We start from the raw sequence: 17,275 nt of genomic DNA, 5'->3' as shown, positions 1-17,275 counted from the left end.
CTCCTCAGGCACGGTCCGCCACACGCTCACCCAGCAGGCCCGAAGGGCGCAGAGTCAGGATGATGATGAGCACGATGAAGGCAAAGATGTCGGTGTACTGGCTGCCCAGCACGCCCCCCGTCAGGTCACCGATATAGCCCGAGCCTATGGACTCGATCAACCCCAGCAGCAGCCCCCCCACCACGGCCCCGGCCAGATTGCCGATGCCGCCGAACACGGCCGCTGTAAAGGCCTTGAGACCCGGCAGAAAGCCCATGGTGTGATGAGCCGTTCCGTAGTTGGAGGCGTACATGATGCCGGCAATCGCCGCCAGCACGGCACCGATGATGAAGGTGGCGGAAATCACCATATCGGGCTTGACGCCCATCAGAGCCGCCACACGCGGGTTCTCGGCCGTGGCCCGCATGGCGCGCCCCAGTCTGGTGTAGTTGACCAGATACATCAGCGTGGCCAGCGCAATCGCCGTGACCACCAGCACCAGAATCTGTGTCGGTGTGATCACAGCCGTGCCGATTTCATAGGGCGTGGACGACAGCAACGTGGGATAAGCCTTGTAATTGGGCTTCCAGATGATCATGGCCAGGGTCTGCAGCAGGATGGAAACGCCGATGGCCGTGATCAGCGGTGCCAGACGCGGGCTGTTGCGCAGCGGCCGGTAGGCCACCTTCTCGATCACGAAGTTCAGCGATGCGGCCACCACGCAGGCGATGATGGCGGCAATCAAAAGCATGAGCCAGCCCGGCAGATAAGGCATGGCCTCCTGCATCAGACCGATGCAGCTCCAGCTGGTCAAAGCCCCCACCATCAGCACCTCGCCATGCGCGAAGTTGATCAGCTGAATGATGCCGTACACCATGGTGTAGCCCAGGGCTATCAAGGCGTACATGCTGCCTAACACCAGACCATTGATGATCTGCTGCAGCAAGATATCCATAAGCGCGCTCCCCTTCCCTCGATCCAAGACGGAGACACTGCGAGCCTCTCATCCCGAACGACGGAGCCAGCGATGCCATGGTTCCCCTTCTGCAGTCCGCCGCTTTGTGGGCCGCTTGTCGCAAAAGAGTGAATCGATTCTAGGGAGCTGTTTTCAGGACTCAGGGCCGGGGTTTCCCGTGCGCAGGCCCAAAATGCTGCAGCGCAATAATTTCATCGACAGCGCAAGCCCAATAAATACAGGCACTTAGTCATGGGCTGATACTCAATCTAGCGAAAAACCCTGAAAACACCGCAAAAAATGCAGCATTCAACTAGTGCCAGTTGTGCAACACCTGGGCAACTCGCTCTTTACAAGCCTGCCGGCTCGTCATCTGCCGCACGAGCAGCGTCGTTGAGCGCCTTGAGCTCGGCCAGCTTCTGGCCGATCTTGATTTCCAGCCCGCGCGCCACGGGTTGGTAGAAGCCGGGGTCTTCCATTCCGTCAGGCAGATAGCGCTCGCCCGCCGCAAAGCCGCCCTCCTCGCTGTGGGCATAACGGTAGTCCCGCCCATAGTCCAGTTGCTTCATCAGCTTGGTGGGTGCATTGCGCAGATGCAGCGGCACAGGCCTTGTCGTGTCGCCCTTCACAAAGGCCTTGGCCTTGTTGTAGGCCATGTAGCCGGCATTGCTCTTGGGCGCCACGGCCAGGTAGATCACGGCCTGGGCCAGCGCCAGCTCGCCCTCGGGGCTGCCCAGGCGTTCATAGGTCGCAGCGGCATCGTTGCACATCTGCATGGCACGCGGGTCGGCAAGTCCTATGTCTTCCCAGGCCATGCGCACGATGCGACGCGCCAGATAGCGCGGATCGGCCCCGCCATCCAGCATGCGGCAAAACCAGTAAAGCGCCGCATCGGGGTCCGAGCCGCGCACGGACTTATGCAGTGCGCTGATGGTGTCGTAGAACTGCTCGCCCCCTTTGTCATAGCGGCGCATGCGCTCGCCCAGTACCTTGAGCAGCCAGCCATCGGTAATGCTTTCCACTCCGGCCTGCTCGGCCGTGATGGACAGGGTCTCCAGCGTATTCAGCAAGCGGCGCGCATCGCCGTCAGCGTAGGCAATCAAGCGATCCAGCGCTTCATCTTCAATAGCTGGAATCGCTTTGATGGCCTGTGCTCTAGCCACAATCTGCCCTAAATCGTCGGTCGTCAGGCTTTGCAGCACATAGACGGCCGCTCGCGAAAGCAGGGCCGAGTTGACCTCGAACGACGGGTTCTCCGTCGTCGCGCCTATGAAGGTGAACAACCCGCTTTCCACGTGGGGCAAAAAGGCGTCTTGCTGGCTTTTGTTGAAGCGATGCACCTCGTCCACAAACACAATGGTGCGCTGCTGCAACAGTCCGCTTCGCGCCGCTTGCGCCTGTTCCACGGCCTCGCGGATGTCCTTGACGCCGCCCAGCACGGCGCTGATGGAGATGAACTGCGCATCAAAGGCATCGGCCATCAGGCGCGCAATCGTGGTCTTTCCAACCCCCGGCGGGCCCCAGAGTATGCAGCTATGCGGGCGACCCGACTCAAAGGCCAGGCGCAGCGGCATGCCCTCTCCCAGTACATGCTGCTGGCCGATGACTTCGGCCAGAGTGTGCGGCCGCAGGCGCTCGGCCAGGGGCTGATGGGGAACGGCTGGGGAATGGGAGTTGATGTGCGTGACCATGACCCCTCAAGTATCCAATGCTCCGGGCAGTTGCGCATTCAAATGGGTTGGGGCTGCTTGCACACCGAAGGCAGGCAATACTTATCCACCTTAACCCCTGCATCTTTATCAGAATTTTTCATAAGAGAAAATAGCGTTTTAACGGATTAAATCTCTCCATTAACGAGGCCACCCCTCGCCCCATGGAGGCACTGCCCCCATCCGGCCTGCCAAAAACCAGGCCAGCCAGGCCCGGCAGCACGCTTAGATTCATTGCTGGCCGCCTCATCTGCGCCGCGCAATGCCTGTGCCTGATAGGGCTACCGCCATCAGCCAGAAATCAATCGAAAGCATCCGCAACTTTCCTTGGTTCCACATTGCTCCAAGACGTGCCAGCGCTGCACGCCTGAGCCTAAGCGTATGAAAAAACTCAAGACCTGGGACATTTTTGCCCTCGGTTTCATGACCTTCGCCCTGTTCCTCGGGGCCGGCAACATCATCTTCCCTCCCATGGTGGGCCTGGCTGCTGGTGAAAACCTGTTCGGCGCCTCAATCGGCTTTCTGCTGACGGGTGTCGGTCTGCCCCTTCTCGGCGTAGTCGCTCTCGCACGCGTGGGTGGCGGTCTGGACACTTTGACCAGCCCCATAGGCCGCATTGCCGGCCTGGTGCTGGCCGTGGCCATCTATCTGACCATCGGCCCTCTGTTTGCAACGCCGCGCACGGCCACCGTATCCTTCGAGATGGGACTGGCGCCCTTTGTCGGCAACACACCAGCGATGCTGCTGGCCTTCACCATCGCTTACTTTGTGGCGGTGGCGCTGCTGTCGCTCTTCCCCGGCAAGCTCATGGACAACGTGGGCAAGATCATCACGCCCGTGCTGATTCTGGCTCTTGCCGTGCTCGGCGGCTCCGCCGTGCTGGCTCCTGTGGATGGCTACAGTCTCAGCACCGAGGCCTATGCCTCGCAGGCGGCAGCCTTCTCCGAAGGCTTTTTGCAGGGCTATCAGACCATGGACGCCCTGGCCTCGCTGATCTTCGGCATCGTCATCGTCAACGCGATCAAGGCGGCTGGAGTGAGCGACAGCAAGCTTCACACCCGCTACTGCATCTATGCCGGCATCATTGCTGCGACCTGCCTGGGTCTGGTCTATGTCTCGCTGATGTATCTGGGCGCCACCAACAGCCAGCTGGCTGCCAACGCCTCCACCGGCGTGCAGATTCTCACAGCCTTTGTACAGCAGACCTTCGGCCCCGCAGGCCTGTGGCTGCTGGCCACCGTCATCATGCTGGCCTGCCTGACTACCGGCGTAGGCCTGATCACGGCCTGCAGCAGCTTCTTCAGCGAGCTGACCGGCATCTCCTACCGCACCATGGTCATCGGCCTGTCGGTCTTCAGTGCAGCCGTTGCCAACCAGGGCCTGGCGCAGCTGATTGCCGTCGCCGTGCCAGTGCTCGTGGGGCTGTACCCCGTGGCCATCGCCCTGATCGCCCTGAGCCTGCTGCACCGCTGGAATCAGCCGGCGCGCGTCTACATCCCCGTGATGAGCACCTCCCTGGTCTTCGGCCTGTTTGACGCCGCCAAGGCGGCCAAGCTCGACTTCCTGGTGCCCGCCTGGCTGGACATGCTGCCCGGCGCCGCCCTGGGCATGGGCTGGGTCACCCCGGTAGTCTGCGTGCTGGTGATTGCAGGCCTGCTGGACTTCGCCATCGGCAACAAGCAAAGTGCCGCAAACGCCACACGCGCCTGATCACAGCGCCTGCCAAAGCGCAACTGGCTGCGCTCTGCTCACAGGGGCTTAAACCCGACTCCTGCATAAAAAAGGCCTGCGGACACAATCCGCAGGCCTTTTTGCTGATGCATGCCGCGATCTTTACTGCTTGAGCACATCGGCCCCCTTGGGCACCTTGAAGTGGAAGGTTGATGCCGGCAGCGAAGCCTGGGTTTGCAGGCCCTTGAACTGCATCAGCGAACGCTGGCCAAAGCTGTCCTCGATATCCAGCGCCGCCAGCTTGCCCTCGGGTGTGAAGCCTATGCGCACGCTCTTGAGCTGACCGCCTTTCTGCCTGGGGCTGGCCAGCACCCATTCCAGACCGTCTGCGTCAGGCTGGTTGCCCAACTCGAAATCCGCCTTCAAGGCCTTGAGGTCTGTGGCCGATGTCAGGATGGCCGCCGGTGTGCTGCCCAGCACCTGGGCCTGGGCGCGCTCCGTCACCTGATTCAGATCGGCGTCGTACAGCCACAACGTCTTGCCGTCAGCCACGATGAGCTGCTCGAAAGGCTTGGTGTAGTTGAAGCGGAACTTGCCGGGCCGCTGGAACTCGAAGCTGCCGCTGGAGACCTTGGTGCGCGCCTCCTGCCCGGACTTGGGCGGCGAAGTCACGGACTGGGTGAAGTCGGCCTTGCCCGCCTGAGCGTTCTTCATGAAGGACTCAAGGCTTTTCAGGCCATCGGCCATTGCAGCACCTGCGCTGCCAGCTATCAAAATTGCAGTCAAAAGACGTTTCATGACTCTCCCTCTTGCGCGGCTCACTCGCTGCGAGCCGGAACTAGAACATCGCGCTGCCCACTGGATGTAAGCGAGCTGACCAGACCGGCCCTTTCCATCTGCTCGAGCAGATTGGCCGAGCGGTTGTAGCCGATGCGCAGTTTGCGCTGAACATAGGAAATGCTGGCCTTGCGGTCTTTCAGCACGATTTCGACGGCCTGATCGTAGAGTTCGTCCTTTTCGCCGCCGCCCTCGCCATCGTCATCGCCACCCTCTCCGTCGACAGAGCCGCCTTCCAGGATGCCTTCGATGTAGTCGGGATCACCCTGCTCCTTGAGATAGCTGACCACACGGTGCACCTCGTCGTCGGAGACAAAAGCGCCATGCACGCGGATCGGCAGACCGGTGCCGCTGGCCATGTACAGCATGTCGCCCATGCCCAGCAGTGTCTCGGCCCCCATCTGGTCCAGCACGGTGCGGCTGTCGATCTTGCTGGAGACCTGGAAGGCGATACGGGTAGGGATATTGGCCTTGATCAGGCCGGTGATCACGTCCACGCTGGGGCGCTGAGTCGCAAGAATCAGATGAATGCCGGCCGCGCGCGCCTTTTGTGCAAGGCGTGCGATGAGCTCTTCGATCTTCTTGCCCACCACCATCATCAGATCGGCCAGCTCGTCGATCACGATGACGATGTGCGGCAGGCGCTGCAGCGGCTCGGGCTCCTCGGGCGTCAGGCTGAAGGGGTTGGGAATCGACTCCTCGCGCGCCTTGGCCTCGTCGATCTTGCTGTTGTAGCCGGCCAGATTGCGCACACCGAGCTTGCTCATGAGCTTGTAGCGGCGCTCCATCTCGGCCACGCACCAGTTCAGGCCGTTGGCCGCCTGCTTCATGTCGGTGACCACAGGGCACAGCAGATGGGGAATGCCTTCATAGACCGACATTTCCAGCATCTTGGGGTCGATCATGAGCAGACGCACATCGCGCGCCTCTGCCTTGTAGAGCAGAGACAGAATCATGGCGTTGATGCCCACGGACTTGCCCGAGCCGGTCGTGCCGGCCACCAGCACGTGGGGCATCTTGGCCAGATCGGCGACCACGGGATTGCCCACGATATCCTTGCCCAGTCCCATGGTCAGCAGGCTCTTGGCATCGTGGTAGACCTGCGAGCCCAGCACCTCGGACAAACGGATCGACTGGCGCTTGGCGTTGGGCAGCTCCAGCGCCATGAAGTTCTTGCCGGGAATGGTCTCGATCACACGAATCGACACCAGAGACAGCGAACGCGCCAGGTCCTTGGCCAGATTGACGATCTGCGAGCCCTTGACGCCCGTGGCAGGCTCGATCTCGTAACGTGTGATCACAGGGCCTGGCATGGCCGCAACCACACGCACTTCCACGCCAAAGTCCTTGAGGCGCTTTTCAATCAGCCGGCTGGTCATCTCCAGCGTCTCGGCAGACACCAGCTCCTGGCGCTGCTGGGCCTGATCCAGCAGGTCCACCTGAGGCAGCTTGCTGTCCGGATGATCGGTGAACAGCGGCTTCTGGCGCTCCTTCACCACCCGGGCGCTGGGCTGGCTTGCCTCCTGCAGCACGGGCTCGATGATCTGCACAGGCTGATGCACCGGGGCCGCGATTGCACCTTCGGTGCGGTCAAACACCACTTCCTCGCGTTCGCGGGCCGCTCTCTTGCCGACAGAGACGTCCTTGGCAATTTCACGACGCTCACGGCCAAACTGCACCATTCCATCCAGGCGCGCGCCCAGGCCTTCAGCCAGCGTGCCCCAGGAAAAGCCGAACACCATGGCTGCGCCCAGCACGAACAGGCAGATCCCGATCAGGCCCGAGCCCGCAAAGCCCAGCCATTTGAGGGCGTTGAAGCCCATCATGTAACCAAACACGCCACCGGCAGGGCCGGGCAGCAGGTTCTCGAAACGGTACAGACGCGTCCATTCCAGCGCGCAGCTGGCAACCATCAGAATGCCCAGACCGCCCCAGAACAGAAAGCGGCGGCGCCACAGCGGCATCAGCGCCAGAGGGCTGCCGTCCTTGTTCACCCCGCCGCGCATCCAGCGCACCAGCGATGTCACCCAGGTCTGCACGGCGGCCAGCACCAGCCACCAGATGGACATGCCGAAGCCGAAGTAGCAGGCATCGGCCAGCCAGGCACCCACACGGCCCATCCAGTTATGCACAAACGGCCTCTGCCCGGCGCCTGAGGTGGACCAGGCTGCGTCTTGCGGCGAGTAGGTGAACATGGCCGTGAGCCAGAACACCAGTGCCAGCAGGCCGATCAACAGCAAAACCTCCTGGCTGAAGCGAATCACTCCATAGCGCGGAGTCGCAGCGCGGGATTTCGATTTGCTGGAAGAAGACGCGTTCGAAGCGTTCAATGTATATGTCATACGCAGGCGCAAGCTTACCTTAGGCCCTTATCCAAGCGGTACATTCGGCCAAGACGATCGCTCAGCGTAATGCAAGCACATGCAACAAAACTGCCATACGGTAGCCTGATTCGCTTCATCACTATCATTTTTAACAATTCCGGTGATTAAAAACAGCTGCACGCGCAGACCTTGATCAGGAGCGATACTCCCACATCTTTCCAATGTTTTCATGACCGCGCGCCGGCTGTCGGCCTGCTTTTTTCAGAGTTCCGCTCCATGTCCTCTACCAAACACGCACAAGTTCTCATCCTCGGCTCCGGCCCTGCCGGCTATACCGCAGCCGTATACGCGGCCCGTGCCAACCTCAAGCCCCTGCTGATTACCGGCATGGCCCAGGGTGGCCAGTTGATGACCACCACCGAAGTGGACAACTGGCCTGCCGACGTCATGGGCGTGCAGGGCCCCGAGCTGATGCAGCGGTTTCAGGAACATGCCGAGCGCTTCAAGACCGAAATCGTTTTCGACCACATCAACCAGGTTGACCTCTCCAAGCGCCCCTTCACCCTGAGCGGCGACAGCGGCGTCTATACCTGCGACTCGCTGATCATCGCCACCGGCGCATCGGCCAAGTACCTGGGCCTGCCCTCCGAGGAGGCCTTCATGGGTCGCGGCGTATCCGCTTGCGCCACCTGCGACGGCTTTTTCTATCGCGAGCAGCCCGTCTGCGTGATCGGCGGCGGCAACACGGCCGTGGAAGAAGCCCTCTACCTGTCCAACATCGCCAGCAAGGTCACCCTCGTGCACCGCCGCGACAAATTCAAGGCCGAGCCCATCCTCGTGGACAAGCTGATGGAAAAGGTCGAGGAAGGCAAGATCGAGCTCAAGACCCATTTCACGCTGGATGAAGTGCTGGGCGACCAAAGCGGCGTGACCGGCATCCGCATCAAGAGCACGCAGGACGGCCACACCGAAGAGGTCAAGCTGCAAGGCGCCTTCATCGCCATCGGCCACCACCCCAACACCGACATCTTCCAGGGTCAGCTGGAGCTGGAAAACGGCTACATCATCACCCAGGGCGGCCTCAAGGGCTTTGCCACCCAGACCAGCGTGCCAGGCGTGTTTGCCGCCGGCGACTGCCAGGATCATGTCTACCGCCAGGCCATCACCAGCGCCGGCACCGGCTGCATGGCGGCCCTGGACGCCCAGCGCTTCCTGGAACAGGAATCCTGATGACGCCAGGACGCTTCGGCGTCTGAGCGGCTGTTAGCGCATGTTCGGCGCAAAAGCCCTTGGGTTTGGCCAGTTTTGGCCGGCACCAGGGGCTTTTTTGCGAGAACGCTATAATCGCAGACTTTGCTGAATTCCAGGTTCGCGCTTTACCGTGCTTCGGGACTTCCGCAATCGGGCTACCGCCACCCATTACAAACTGGCGAGGTGAGGTTGTCGGCACCTCCTGCTCCTGCAGGATTCCAGAGCCGGCGGCCGATTCAACTATCGGAGTGTCCCAATGGCACGCGTATGTGAAGTTACGGGCAAGAAGCCCATGGTGGGCAACAATGTTTCCCACGCCAACAACAAGACCAAGCGTCGTTTCCTCCCCAACCTGCAATACCGCCGCTTCTGGGTGGAGAGCGAAAACCGTTGGGTGCGCCTGCGCGTTTCCAGCGCTGCTCTGCGCCTGATCGACAAGAACGGTATCGACTCCGTGCTCGCAGACATGCGCGCTCGTGGCCAAGCTTAATTTCCTGAAGGAGAAACACCATGGCTGCTAAAGGCGGACGCGAAAAGATCAAGCTGGCTTCCACTGCTGGTACCGGTCACTTCTACACAACGACCAAGAACAAGAAGACGATGCCTGAAAAGATGTCGATCATCAAGTTCGACCCCAAGGCTCGCAAGCACGTCGAGTACAAGGAAACCAAGCTGAAGTAATTCGGCCTGTTTCTTGAAAAACCGCCTCACGCAAGTGCAGGCGGTTTTTTTCATGCCTTCGCGATGCATGTCGCGGCGCGAGAGCTGACGCAGCGCCCCTCCCTATACTTGGCACTTTGCAACGAACAGGGATTGATCACATGAATCACCGGACGCTGAGCACATTGCTTTTTTCGCTTGCCGTGTCGCCCGCCGTCTTCGGCCAGACATTCATCTGCCCCACGGGCCCCGGCCCCGGCCAGCGCCAGGTCGGCATGACCGGCGGCTCGCCAGGTCTGGCCTCCGTGCCCGTCTGCGAGCAGTTCAGCTCCGCGCCAGCCGCCACCCAGCGTGCCGAGCCTTCTCCTGCCGACGCCCTGGGCGGCCTCGCACGCGGCCAGCTGGAGCTGCTGCGCGAAGGGCAGGAGCTGATCAAGGAAGGACAGAAAATTGCACAAGACCCGCAGTACCAGAAGCTGCGCAAGGGCTACTGGATGTTCTCGCATGACGAGAAAAACCCGCGCTCGGGTCTTGGATGCGCGGCGATTTTTGGCAGCATGTCCGGTGCCGTTCAGCTTTCGGGCCCCACGGCCAAGCACAACGGTGCCCTGCTGACCTTTCTGGGCATGGACATTCCCCAGCCCGCCAGCCCGCGCAAGATCCAAACCACGCTGACCCAGAACCAGGACCGCCCCCAGGAGGTTGGCGCCATCAACTACACCATGTCCAATGGCAAATGGGGCGCCATCGTCTACGCGCTGGGCGGAGCCGAAGCATTGATCAAGGAGCTGGGTGAAGAGGAAGAAGCCCGCTTCAAGGTCTCCGTGGAAGGCAAGGAAGTCATCAGCACCTTCTACAAGGAGGGCGGCAAGGCCCGTGACTTCCTGCGCCAGTGCATGGCCGGTCAGCCTACCAAATAAAGGACCTTGGTCAGCGCTAGCTGCGCGGATTCTGTCCCAGTTGCCGGCAAGCCATCGCCCCCAGATCCTGCATCGCCCTCTCCATGAGTTCGTCGACCGGATGGGTGCAGGCCAGCCGCATGCAGTGCTCATACCGACCGGAATTGGAGAACATGCTGCCCGGCGCAATGCGTATGCCGCCCGCCAGGGCTGCCGTGAACAAGTCCGACGTGGACAGCTGCGCTGGAAACTCCAGCCACAGACACAGGCCGCCGCTTGGCAGACTCATGCGCGTGCCCAGCGGAAAATGGCGTGCCACCAGTCTGGCCATGGCCTCGCGCTGCCGCTTGAGTTGCTGCCTGAGCTTTTCCAGGCTGCGCTGATGGGTGGGTGAGCCCAGCACCTCGGCCACGACCAGCTGCCCCAGCGTCTGGGTATTGCGGCTTTGTGCAAATTTCAGCATCTGGATACGGCCGTGCCATTGGCCGCCATTCATCCAGCCCTGACGCAGACCCGGCGCCAGACTTTTGTTGAAGGCCTGGCAATAGATCACATGCCCGGAGACACTGTCCCAGGCCTTGAGCGGCTTCACCGGCAGCCCTTCAACAAACAGGCCGTAGGAGTCATCCTCGATCAGTGCCGCCCCATGGGCTGCGCACAGGGCCACGAGTCTGGCCTTGTTCTCGTCCGGCATGCGTGCGCCCACAGGCATCTGCAGATCCGGCACCACCACCACGGCCTTCAGGCGCGGCTGGGTCTGAAAGGCCAGCTCCAGCGCCTCGATGGACATGCCGGTGCGTGGGCTGCAGGGAATCTCCAGCGTTTTCAGCTGCAGGGACTCCACCACCTGCAGCAGGCCGTAATAGGTTGGCGATTCGACGGCCACCATATCCCCGGGGGATGCCACGGCGGCAAGCGCCAGACTCACGGCTTCGGAATTGCCGGTGGTTGCCAGCACATCGGCAGGCGCCACACGGATACCGGAGGCCAGCGCCCGTCTGGCCATGGCCTGCTGAAACAGCGGGTGGTTGCCCTGATTGGCCAGCAGTGAGCGCCCCTGAGAGAGCAGCGTCGGATGCTCGCGCAGCAGCCGGGTGACGGTCTTGTTCAGATAGTGATGATCGAACAGGGACGCAGGCGGCGTGCAGCCACCGATGTCCATATAGACCTCGGCCTGACGGCCGCGCTCGAGCAGCAGAGAAATATGCTCGTTGATGCCCACGAAATGCGCATGCGCGCCGGGAGACAGCGGCTGGCTCAGGTCCGGCTCGCTGGTCAGAGGAATATCACCCGCCTTCGTCGCGCACACAAAGTAGCCCACGCGGGGCCTGGCCTCCAGACAGCCCTGCGCCTCCAGAAAGCGCAACACCTGCAAGGCAGTCGAGAGGCTGATGTCATGCCGCGCCATCAGCTCGCGCACCGACGGCATGCGCTCCCCGGGTTTCAGACTCCCCAGCTCTATGGCTGCGCTGTAGTGCGCGGCCAACCGTTGGTACAGCGGCAGCAGCACATCGTTTGCCGCATCATTGACAGGCTGTGATTCGGAGGTGGTGGAAGTCAGCATGATGACAAAAAGCAGGGCCGAGCAGGCATCATGCCAGCAAGCCCTGTTCTGCAACAGATACAGATTGTCAGCAAACAGGTCAGAACAGATGCACCGAAATCCGCGCTGCTACGCCTGAGCAGAACGCTTGCTGTGCCTGTTCTGCCAAGCCGTGTTTCCCTACGCTTGAGGGCCTGAATCACAGACCTCCAGCCACCATGTCACAGCCGGACTTCACCCCGAAAACACATAGTCTCAACAGCGGCCAGGCCGCATCGCTGCTGTTTGAACCAGGCAGCGAGCTATTTTGCCAGCAAGGGCCGCTGCGTCTGGCCATCGGGCCGCTGAGCTTTACCGACAATCACTTCGGCCAGGTCATGGTGCTGCAAACCGGGCAAAGCTGGCGTTGCCCCAGCCGCACCTGGGTGCAGCTGAGCACGCCGGCGGGCGCGGCCTGGATTCAATATCCTGCCGCCCGGATACAGCAAAGCCGCCCCCACCCAAGCAGGGCAGCGAAGCGGCTTGAAGAAGGAAAAGGCCTGAGCTTCGCGCTTGCCAGGATCTGGCAGCAGCTTGGCAAGCTCGGCCTCAGACGTGGGCAGCGCGCAGCTTGACGGAGAAATCCTTGAGTGCCGCAATGCCGCTGGCTTCGGCCCTCTGGCACCAGGCCTGCAACTGACCGGTCAGCTGCTCGCGGCTCAGGCTGGTGTTGAGCCACAGCTGACGCAGCTCTTCGCGCATGACCAGCATCTGGTCAATCACCGGATGCGCAGCGCGCGCCTGCGCCAGCTGGCCCTGGGCACGCTCGGGCACCTTGTCGGCATCGCGGTGCAGCCAGCGCTGCACACCCTTGAGCAGGGAAACATCCGACTTCTGCGCCTGTTTCTGCTTGAGCAGATCCAGCTCATGCTGAACCGCCGTGCGAACGCCGCGCGCATAACGGGCCATGACCTCGTAGCGATTGGCAATGACAGCTTCCAGCGTCAGCTCGTCAGCCACGGGCTTGACGGCGCCCATGCGCAGGCGCGGCGGGGTCTTCTTGACCTTGGCCCAGCCCAGCTTCTGCATGATGCTGATATAGACCCAGCCGATATCGAACTCGTAGGGCTTGACGGAGAACTTGGCCGAGGTGGGGAAGGTATGGTGGTTGTTGTGCAGTTCTTCGCCGCCGATGATGAGGCCCCAGGGCACCAGATTGGTGGAGGCATCCGTCGCCTCATAGTTGCGATAGCCCCAGAAATGCCCCACGCCGTTGACCACGCCCGCAGCCCAGAATGGAATCCAGACCATCTGCACGGCCCAGATCGACAGACCGATCACGCCGAACAGCGCCACATTCAGGATGAGCATCAGCGAGGGACCCATCACCGAATGGCGGTAGATGTTGCGCTCCATCCAGTCGTCGGGCGTGCCGTGACCGTATTTCCTGAGCGTTTCCTCGTTCCTGGCCTCTGCGCGGTACAGCTCGGCACCTTCGCGCATCACCTTGGCCAGGCCGCGCGTCTGCGGGCTGTGCGGGTCATCTGCGGTCTCGCATTTGGCGTGGTGCTTGCGGTGGATGGCAACCCATTCCTTGGTCACCATGCCCGTGCCCAGCCAGAGCCAGAAGCGGAAGAAATGCGAGGGAATGGGTCCCAGATCCAGCGCCCGGTGCGCCTGACTGCGGTGCAGAAAGATCGTGACGCCCGCAATCGTGAAATGAGTGGTGATCAGGGTGTAGAGCAGCAACTGCCACCACGACAGATCCCACAGGCCATTGGCCATCCAATCCACGACGGCATTCCAGATCAAGCCGATATCCAGCGACATAAATAACAAAGCCTTTGGCAAAAAACCGCGCCCACCCGATAAGCACGGTCGTGCCATTTTAGGTGAGCCGCCGACCGGTCTGCTGTCGATTCCCCGACAGCAGATACCGGATTTGCACCGAAGTTACGCCTTTTTCACCCAAACAGCCGCGAAAAACCCGTCTGTCTCGTGTTGATGCGGCCACAGACGCAGATAGCGCCGGCCCTCGTCACCACCGCTGCAAAGCTTGTCGCCGTCGGCAATCTTGAGCTGCTGCAGCACCTCGCCCGCGTCCAGCGGCACGAACTCGGGGTGAGCGGCGCTGAAGGCTTCGGCAATGGCCTCGTTTTCCTCCGGCAGGATGGAGCAGGTGGCATAGATCAGACGGCCGCCGGCCTTGACCAGACGGGCGCTGCTCTCCAGGATGGATGCCTGCTTCTGTGTCAGCTCCTGCACCGCCTTGGCGCTCTGGCGCCACTTGAGGTCGGGGTTGCGACGCAGCGTGCCCAGACCCGAGCAGGGAGCATCGACCAGCACGCGATCGATCTTGCCGGCCAGGCGCTTGACGCGCTCATCGCGCTCATGGGCGATGGCTGCGGGGTGCACATTGGACAGGCCCGAACGCGCCAGACGCGGCTTGAGCGCATCGAGACGGTGACCCGATACGTCAAAGGCATACAGACGACCGGTATTGCGCATGGCCGCACCAATGGCCAGGGTCTTGCCGCCGGCACCGGCGCAAAAGTCCACCACCATCTCGCCGCGCTTGGCATCCAGCATCAGTGCCAGCAGTTGCGAGCCTTCATCCTGCACCTCGATGGCGCCACGGTTGAAGGCATCGACCTTGGCCAGCGCGGGTTTGCCGTCCACACGCAGACCGATGGGCGAGAACGGTGTGGGCTCGGCCTTGATGCCGGCTTTTTCCAGTTCCTTGCGCAGATCGGAGCGCTTGTCGTTGAGCGTGTTGACGCGCAGATCCAGCGGAGCGGCCTTCTCCATGCTCTCGGCCAAAGCCCAGAACTCATCACCGACCTGCGCCTTGAGCGGCTCGACCAGCCATTCGGGCAGATTGTGGCGGTGCGCCTCCATCAGCTCTTCGGGCTTGATGCCGTCGCAGGCAGCCAGCCATTTGAGTTCCTGGGGCGTCAGCGCCGCCTTGATGAAGGTCTCGCTGTCCTGGCCTTCCTTGTTCTTGACTTTGCCTTCCTTCTTGGCCTGCTCGCGCAGGACGGCGGCAAAGCCGAGGATGGCCAGACGGCGCTCGCGTGCGCCGCTGCCCGAATGCGCCAGGCCTTCAAACAGCAGCTTTTTGCGCAGTACGGTGTAAGTGGTTTCAGCCAGGGTGGCGCGTTCGCGCGGGCCGAGGTAACGGTTTTCGCGGAAGAAATAGGACACCACGGAATCGGCCGGGTGTTCAAATGTCAGGGCGCGCTTGACGAGTTCAGAGCAAGCGTCGAGAAGGGCTTTGGGATGCATGGGCGCAATTGTCCCACTGCCCGCATATCCATATGACGCCCTCTGGCTGCCGACCGCTTCACTATGAAAATCATAGCTTATATCGCAAGTAATTCATTGATATTGAATTAAAAACACATTGAAAATCAATCAAGGCAAGCGGTAGAAGCTATGAATTTAGCAAAACTCAGGTCAACCAGGATGCGCCTGGGAGTGAGTCTCTTGCTTGAACCTGCTTTGCGCAAGCCATGTCTAGCCAGCAAAGGCGCGCAGATACACGGGTCTGACGCCCTGGCGTGCCATATCGTCGCGCGTAGCAGCCTGCTGCACCCGCATGACGTAGAGCTTGCCGGGCAGCTCCAGACCGTCGTGAATCTGCGCCCCCAGCGCGTCGCCTTCCTCCTCTCCCAGCCCGTCCATCTCGGCCAGCAGCAAAAAGACGGGCCGGCTGCGAATGGTGTTCAGCTGCTTGCGCACCAGCCAGGCCTGGGATACCGCTCGGAAATTGCGCAGCTCGGCCGCGACCTCTGAAATCTCGAAATCCGTCAGTCCATGTGGCAGCAGAGCATTCAGCAAAGGCGTCTGCATCAGCTCTTCGGAAAACCTGTCTTCCAGCTCGCTGGTCTGTCTGACCCGCTCGCGCCACAGCTTGAGCGCCTGGACCGACTCGCCCTCCACCCCTATCTGCTGACGGGACTCCAGCAGTTCCACCGCAAAATTGGCGGCCCACCAGCGATATTCCACATGCAGATCGAACAGGCGCTCCAGCATGTCGAGCTGCACATCGCCCATGTCCGGCGGCAACACGTCAACCATGCCTGCAAGCGCCTTGGCGTTGTCGGGTTCGCGGCGCAGCACCTTCTGATACAGCGCTCTGACTTCGGCATGGGGGTCCAGCCTCAGCATGAGCTTCACGCGCAGCAGCAGGTCGGCCACGGACTGGTGGCCCTCGCCACCGAGCTGAGCCAGCATGCGCTCGCTGCGCGCCAGGCGGGCGTGATGCTCCTTCCAGGCGCTGGCGTTTTCCAGGCACCACTGCTTGTCAAAGCTCTTGAGCCATTCGCCGAGCTTGCGCGGGTTGAGCAAGGCCAGCGCACCGCCCGCCGACCATTGCTGCGGCAGTTGCGGGCGCTCGCCTATCAGCGCATCCACGCGCTCCCTGAGCACCGGGTGGGTATCTTCCAGGCCGGACTTGAGGCGCAGGCTGGCCTTGAGCGCCTGGCGCGCAAACGCCGGCTTGACGGGCTGCGCCAGCCAGTACTTCATGGCGCTGTACGGCCCCATGGGCACTGCCTGCTTGCGAGCCGAGCGCCAGTGCAGCGGCCAGAATTTCTGCTGAAACCATTGCTGGCGCAGGTCGATCTCCACCAGCGCATCGGCCATGACGGCCTGGCCCAGCAGGCCGGCTGCGGCCTTGTCGGCCTCGTATTCGTCCTGGCGCGCCATCGCAAAGGTCCTGGCCAGAAAGCGCGGGAAATACCAGTGCAGGAACCTGCGCGTGGCAAACGAGGCCACGCCGGAGTCACCCTGCATGCCTTCGTACAGCCGGGTCCAGCTCAGCCGCGTGCGGTAGACCCATGCGCCGAACTTGCCATGCCCGCCGCGCAGATGGCCGTATTCATGGGCCAGCACGGCCAGCAAACGGTTTCTGTCCTGCGCCATCATCAGCGGCAAGCCCAGACTCAGCTCATTGCACACGCCACCCACCACACCCCAGCGCGGCACCTGGCGAATGCCGGCATTGAAGTCCCGGGTCAGATAAACGGCATCGATCCCGGGGCCTGCCATCTTGCGGCGAATGCGCTCCAGTGCCTCGAACAGGGCCGGGGCGTCCTCGGGCATCAGAACAATGCCCTCGGCCTTGTCCACCTTGAACCACAGCGCGCGCAGGCTGTTCCAGAACAGGCTCAGGCTGGCAATGGCCGTCATGATCCAGACAAAGCGCCACTGCCCGGCCAGCAGATGCGAGCCGGCCCAGAACAGCAGGCACAGCGCCAGAGCCAGACAACCCAGCACCCAGGCATAGCCCAGTGCGGCAAACAAGGCCACGCTGCGCCTATATGCATGACTGTTTTCGGCGCTGGCAAGCTCGCTGACGCGAACCAGATGCACATAATCTGCCTGTTCCATGGCGCAGCCCTGCCTCCCCGATTGAATACTTTGGCAGGATTTTCACACGCCGCCAGGCTCCAACCCCTTCACAG

14 protein-coding genes are annotated in these 17,275 nt (G+C 61.8%); 6 read left to right on the top strand and 8 right to left on the bottom strand.

All coding sequences use genetic code 11. From position 1 onward, the window contains the following. Positions 1 to 4: 4 nt before the first annotated feature. Positions 5 to 934, bottom strand: coding sequence for a branched-chain amino acid ABC transporter permease (locus DFO48_RS06785; protein ID WP_003067858.1), 930 nt, complete (start codon positions 932 to 934; stop codon positions 5 to 7). 350 nt (positions 935 to 1,284) lie between these two features. Then, the gene (locus DFO48_RS06780; RefSeq protein WP_114862928.1) at positions 1,285 to 2,625 is read right to left on the bottom strand and encodes a replication-associated recombination protein A; all 1,341 of its coding nucleotides are present in this window, start codon (positions 2,623 to 2,625) and stop codon (positions 1,285 to 1,287) included. Between the two features lie 399 nt (positions 2,626 to 3,024). Between DFO48_RS06780 and brnQ the strand changes: the two genes are divergently transcribed. After that, a complete protein-coding gene (brnQ, locus tag DFO48_RS06775) occupies positions 3,025 to 4,353 on the top strand; it encodes a branched-chain amino acid transport system II carrier protein (protein WP_114862927.1) in 1,329 nt (442 codons plus the stop codon). A gap of 123 nt (positions 4,354 to 4,476) precedes the next feature. Here the strand turns inward: brnQ and lolA are convergent, their stop codons facing one another. After that, positions 4,477 to 5,112, bottom strand: coding sequence for an outer membrane lipoprotein chaperone LolA (lolA, locus tag DFO48_RS06770; protein ID WP_114862926.1), 636 nt, complete (start codon positions 5,110 to 5,112; stop codon positions 4,477 to 4,479). 20 nt (positions 5,113 to 5,132) lie between these two features. Further along, entirely contained in the window at positions 5,133 to 7,493 is a 2,361-nt protein-coding gene (locus tag DFO48_RS06765) for a DNA translocase FtsK (protein WP_034349032.1), read from the bottom strand. A 258-nt stretch (positions 7,494 to 7,751) separates the two neighbouring features. Between DFO48_RS06765 and trxB the strand changes: the two genes are divergently transcribed. From trxB to DFO48_RS06745, 4 genes are all read left to right on the top strand, one after another. Further along, positions 7,752 to 8,705: a thioredoxin-disulfide reductase gene (trxB, locus tag DFO48_RS06760; protein ID WP_003076814.1), complete on the top strand. Its 954-nt coding sequence runs from the start codon at positions 7,752 to 7,754 to the stop codon at positions 8,703 to 8,705. Positions 8,706 to 8,982: 277 nt separating this feature from the next. Then, on the top strand, positions 8,983 to 9,216 hold the full coding sequence (rpmB, locus tag DFO48_RS06755; protein WP_003058229.1) for a 50S ribosomal protein L28: 234 nt from the start codon (positions 8,983 to 8,985) through the stop codon (positions 9,214 to 9,216). Positions 9,217 to 9,236: 20 nt separating this feature from the next. After that, on the top strand, positions 9,237 to 9,407 hold the full coding sequence (gene rpmG / locus DFO48_RS06750; protein ID WP_003058233.1) for a 50S ribosomal protein L33: 171 nt from the start codon (positions 9,237 to 9,239) through the stop codon (positions 9,405 to 9,407). Between the two features lie 140 nt (positions 9,408 to 9,547). Next, positions 9,548 to 10,306, top strand: coding sequence for a hypothetical protein (locus DFO48_RS06745; RefSeq protein WP_003076816.1), 759 nt, complete (start codon positions 9,548 to 9,550; stop codon positions 10,304 to 10,306). A 16-nt stretch (positions 10,307 to 10,322) separates the two neighbouring features. On the opposite strand, the gene DFO48_RS06740 is transcribed toward DFO48_RS06745, so the two are convergent. Then, positions 10,323 to 11,927, bottom strand: a complete 1,605-nt coding sequence (locus DFO48_RS06740) for a PLP-dependent aminotransferase family protein (protein WP_199406967.1) — start codon at positions 11,925 to 11,927, stop codon at positions 10,323 to 10,325. Between the two features lie 119 nt (positions 11,928 to 12,046). Between DFO48_RS06740 and DFO48_RS06735 the strand changes: the two genes are divergently transcribed. After that, positions 12,047 to 12,442: a hypothetical protein gene (locus DFO48_RS06735; protein WP_114862925.1), complete on the top strand. Its 396-nt coding sequence runs from the start codon at positions 12,047 to 12,049 to the stop codon at positions 12,440 to 12,442. Here the strand turns inward: DFO48_RS06735 and DFO48_RS06730 are convergent. The 3 genes from DFO48_RS06730 to DFO48_RS06720 all read right to left on the bottom strand — a co-directional run bounded on the left by DFO48_RS06730 (position 12,417) and on the right by DFO48_RS06720 (position 17,201). Continuing rightward, a complete protein-coding gene (locus DFO48_RS06730; RefSeq protein WP_114862924.1) occupies positions 12,417 to 13,637 on the bottom strand; it encodes a fatty acid desaturase in 1,221 nt (406 codons plus the stop codon). The genes DFO48_RS06735 and DFO48_RS06730 overlap by 26 nt on opposite strands. Positions 13,638 to 13,760: 123 nt before the next feature. Then, complete coding sequence (locus tag DFO48_RS06725; RefSeq protein WP_114862923.1) at positions 13,761 to 15,092, bottom strand: RsmB/NOP family class I SAM-dependent RNA methyltransferase; 1,332 nt, start codon at positions 15,090 to 15,092, stop codon at positions 13,761 to 13,763. Between the two features lie 231 nt (positions 15,093 to 15,323). Beyond that, positions 15,324 to 17,201, bottom strand: a complete 1,878-nt coding sequence (locus DFO48_RS06720; protein WP_114862922.1) for a M48 family metallopeptidase — start codon at positions 17,199 to 17,201, stop codon at positions 15,324 to 15,326. Between the last annotated feature and the right edge of the window lie 74 nt (positions 17,202 to 17,275).

Origin of the sequence: Comamonas sp. AG1104 (assembly GCF_003350425.1) — a bacterium.
In the GTDB taxonomy this organism is placed as follows: domain Bacteria; phylum Pseudomonadota; class Gammaproteobacteria; order Burkholderiales; family Burkholderiaceae_C; genus Comamonas; species Comamonas testosteroni.
The sequence above is the reverse complement of the archived record's forward strand: the minus strand, read 5'-3'. Positions and strand labels throughout refer to the sequence as shown.

Excerpts from the sequence above, each read along its gene's own strand:
- DFO48_RS06785 (WP_003067858.1), bottom strand. The coding sequence starts at position 934 with ATGGATATCTTGCTGCAGCAGATCATCAATGGTCTGGTGTTAGGCAGC.
- DFO48_RS06780 (WP_114862928.1), bottom strand. The coding sequence starts at position 2,625 with ATGGTCACGCACATCAACTCCCATTCCCCAGCCGTTCCCCATCAGCCC.
- brnQ (WP_114862927.1), top strand. The coding sequence starts at position 3,025 with ATGAAAAAACTCAAGACCTGGGACATTTTTGCCCTCGGTTTCATGACC.
- lolA (WP_114862926.1), bottom strand. The coding sequence starts at position 5,112 with ATGAAACGTCTTTTGACTGCAATTTTGATAGCTGGCAGCGCAGGTGCT.
- DFO48_RS06765 (WP_034349032.1), bottom strand. The coding sequence starts at position 7,493 with ATGACATATACATTGAACGCTTCGAACGCGTCTTCTTCCAGCAAATCG.
- trxB (WP_003076814.1), top strand. The coding sequence starts at position 7,752 with ATGTCCTCTACCAAACACGCACAAGTTCTCATCCTCGGCTCCGGCCCT.
- rpmB (WP_003058229.1), top strand. The coding sequence starts at position 8,983 with ATGGCACGCGTATGTGAAGTTACGGGCAAGAAGCCCATGGTGGGCAAC.
- rpmG (WP_003058233.1), top strand. The coding sequence starts at position 9,237 with ATGGCTGCTAAAGGCGGACGCGAAAAGATCAAGCTGGCTTCCACTGCT.
- DFO48_RS06745 (WP_003076816.1), top strand. The coding sequence starts at position 9,548 with ATGAATCACCGGACGCTGAGCACATTGCTTTTTTCGCTTGCCGTGTCG.
- DFO48_RS06735 (WP_114862925.1), top strand. The coding sequence starts at position 12,047 with ATGTCACAGCCGGACTTCACCCCGAAAACACATAGTCTCAACAGCGGC.
- DFO48_RS06730 (WP_114862924.1), bottom strand. The coding sequence starts at position 13,637 with ATGTCGCTGGATATCGGCTTGATCTGGAATGCCGTCGTGGATTGGATG.
- DFO48_RS06725 (WP_114862923.1), bottom strand. The coding sequence starts at position 15,092 with ATGCATCCCAAAGCCCTTCTCGACGCTTGCTCTGAACTCGTCAAGCGC.
- DFO48_RS06720 (WP_114862922.1), bottom strand. The coding sequence starts at position 17,201 with ATGGAACAGGCAGATTATGTGCATCTGGTTCGCGTCAGCGAGCTTGCC.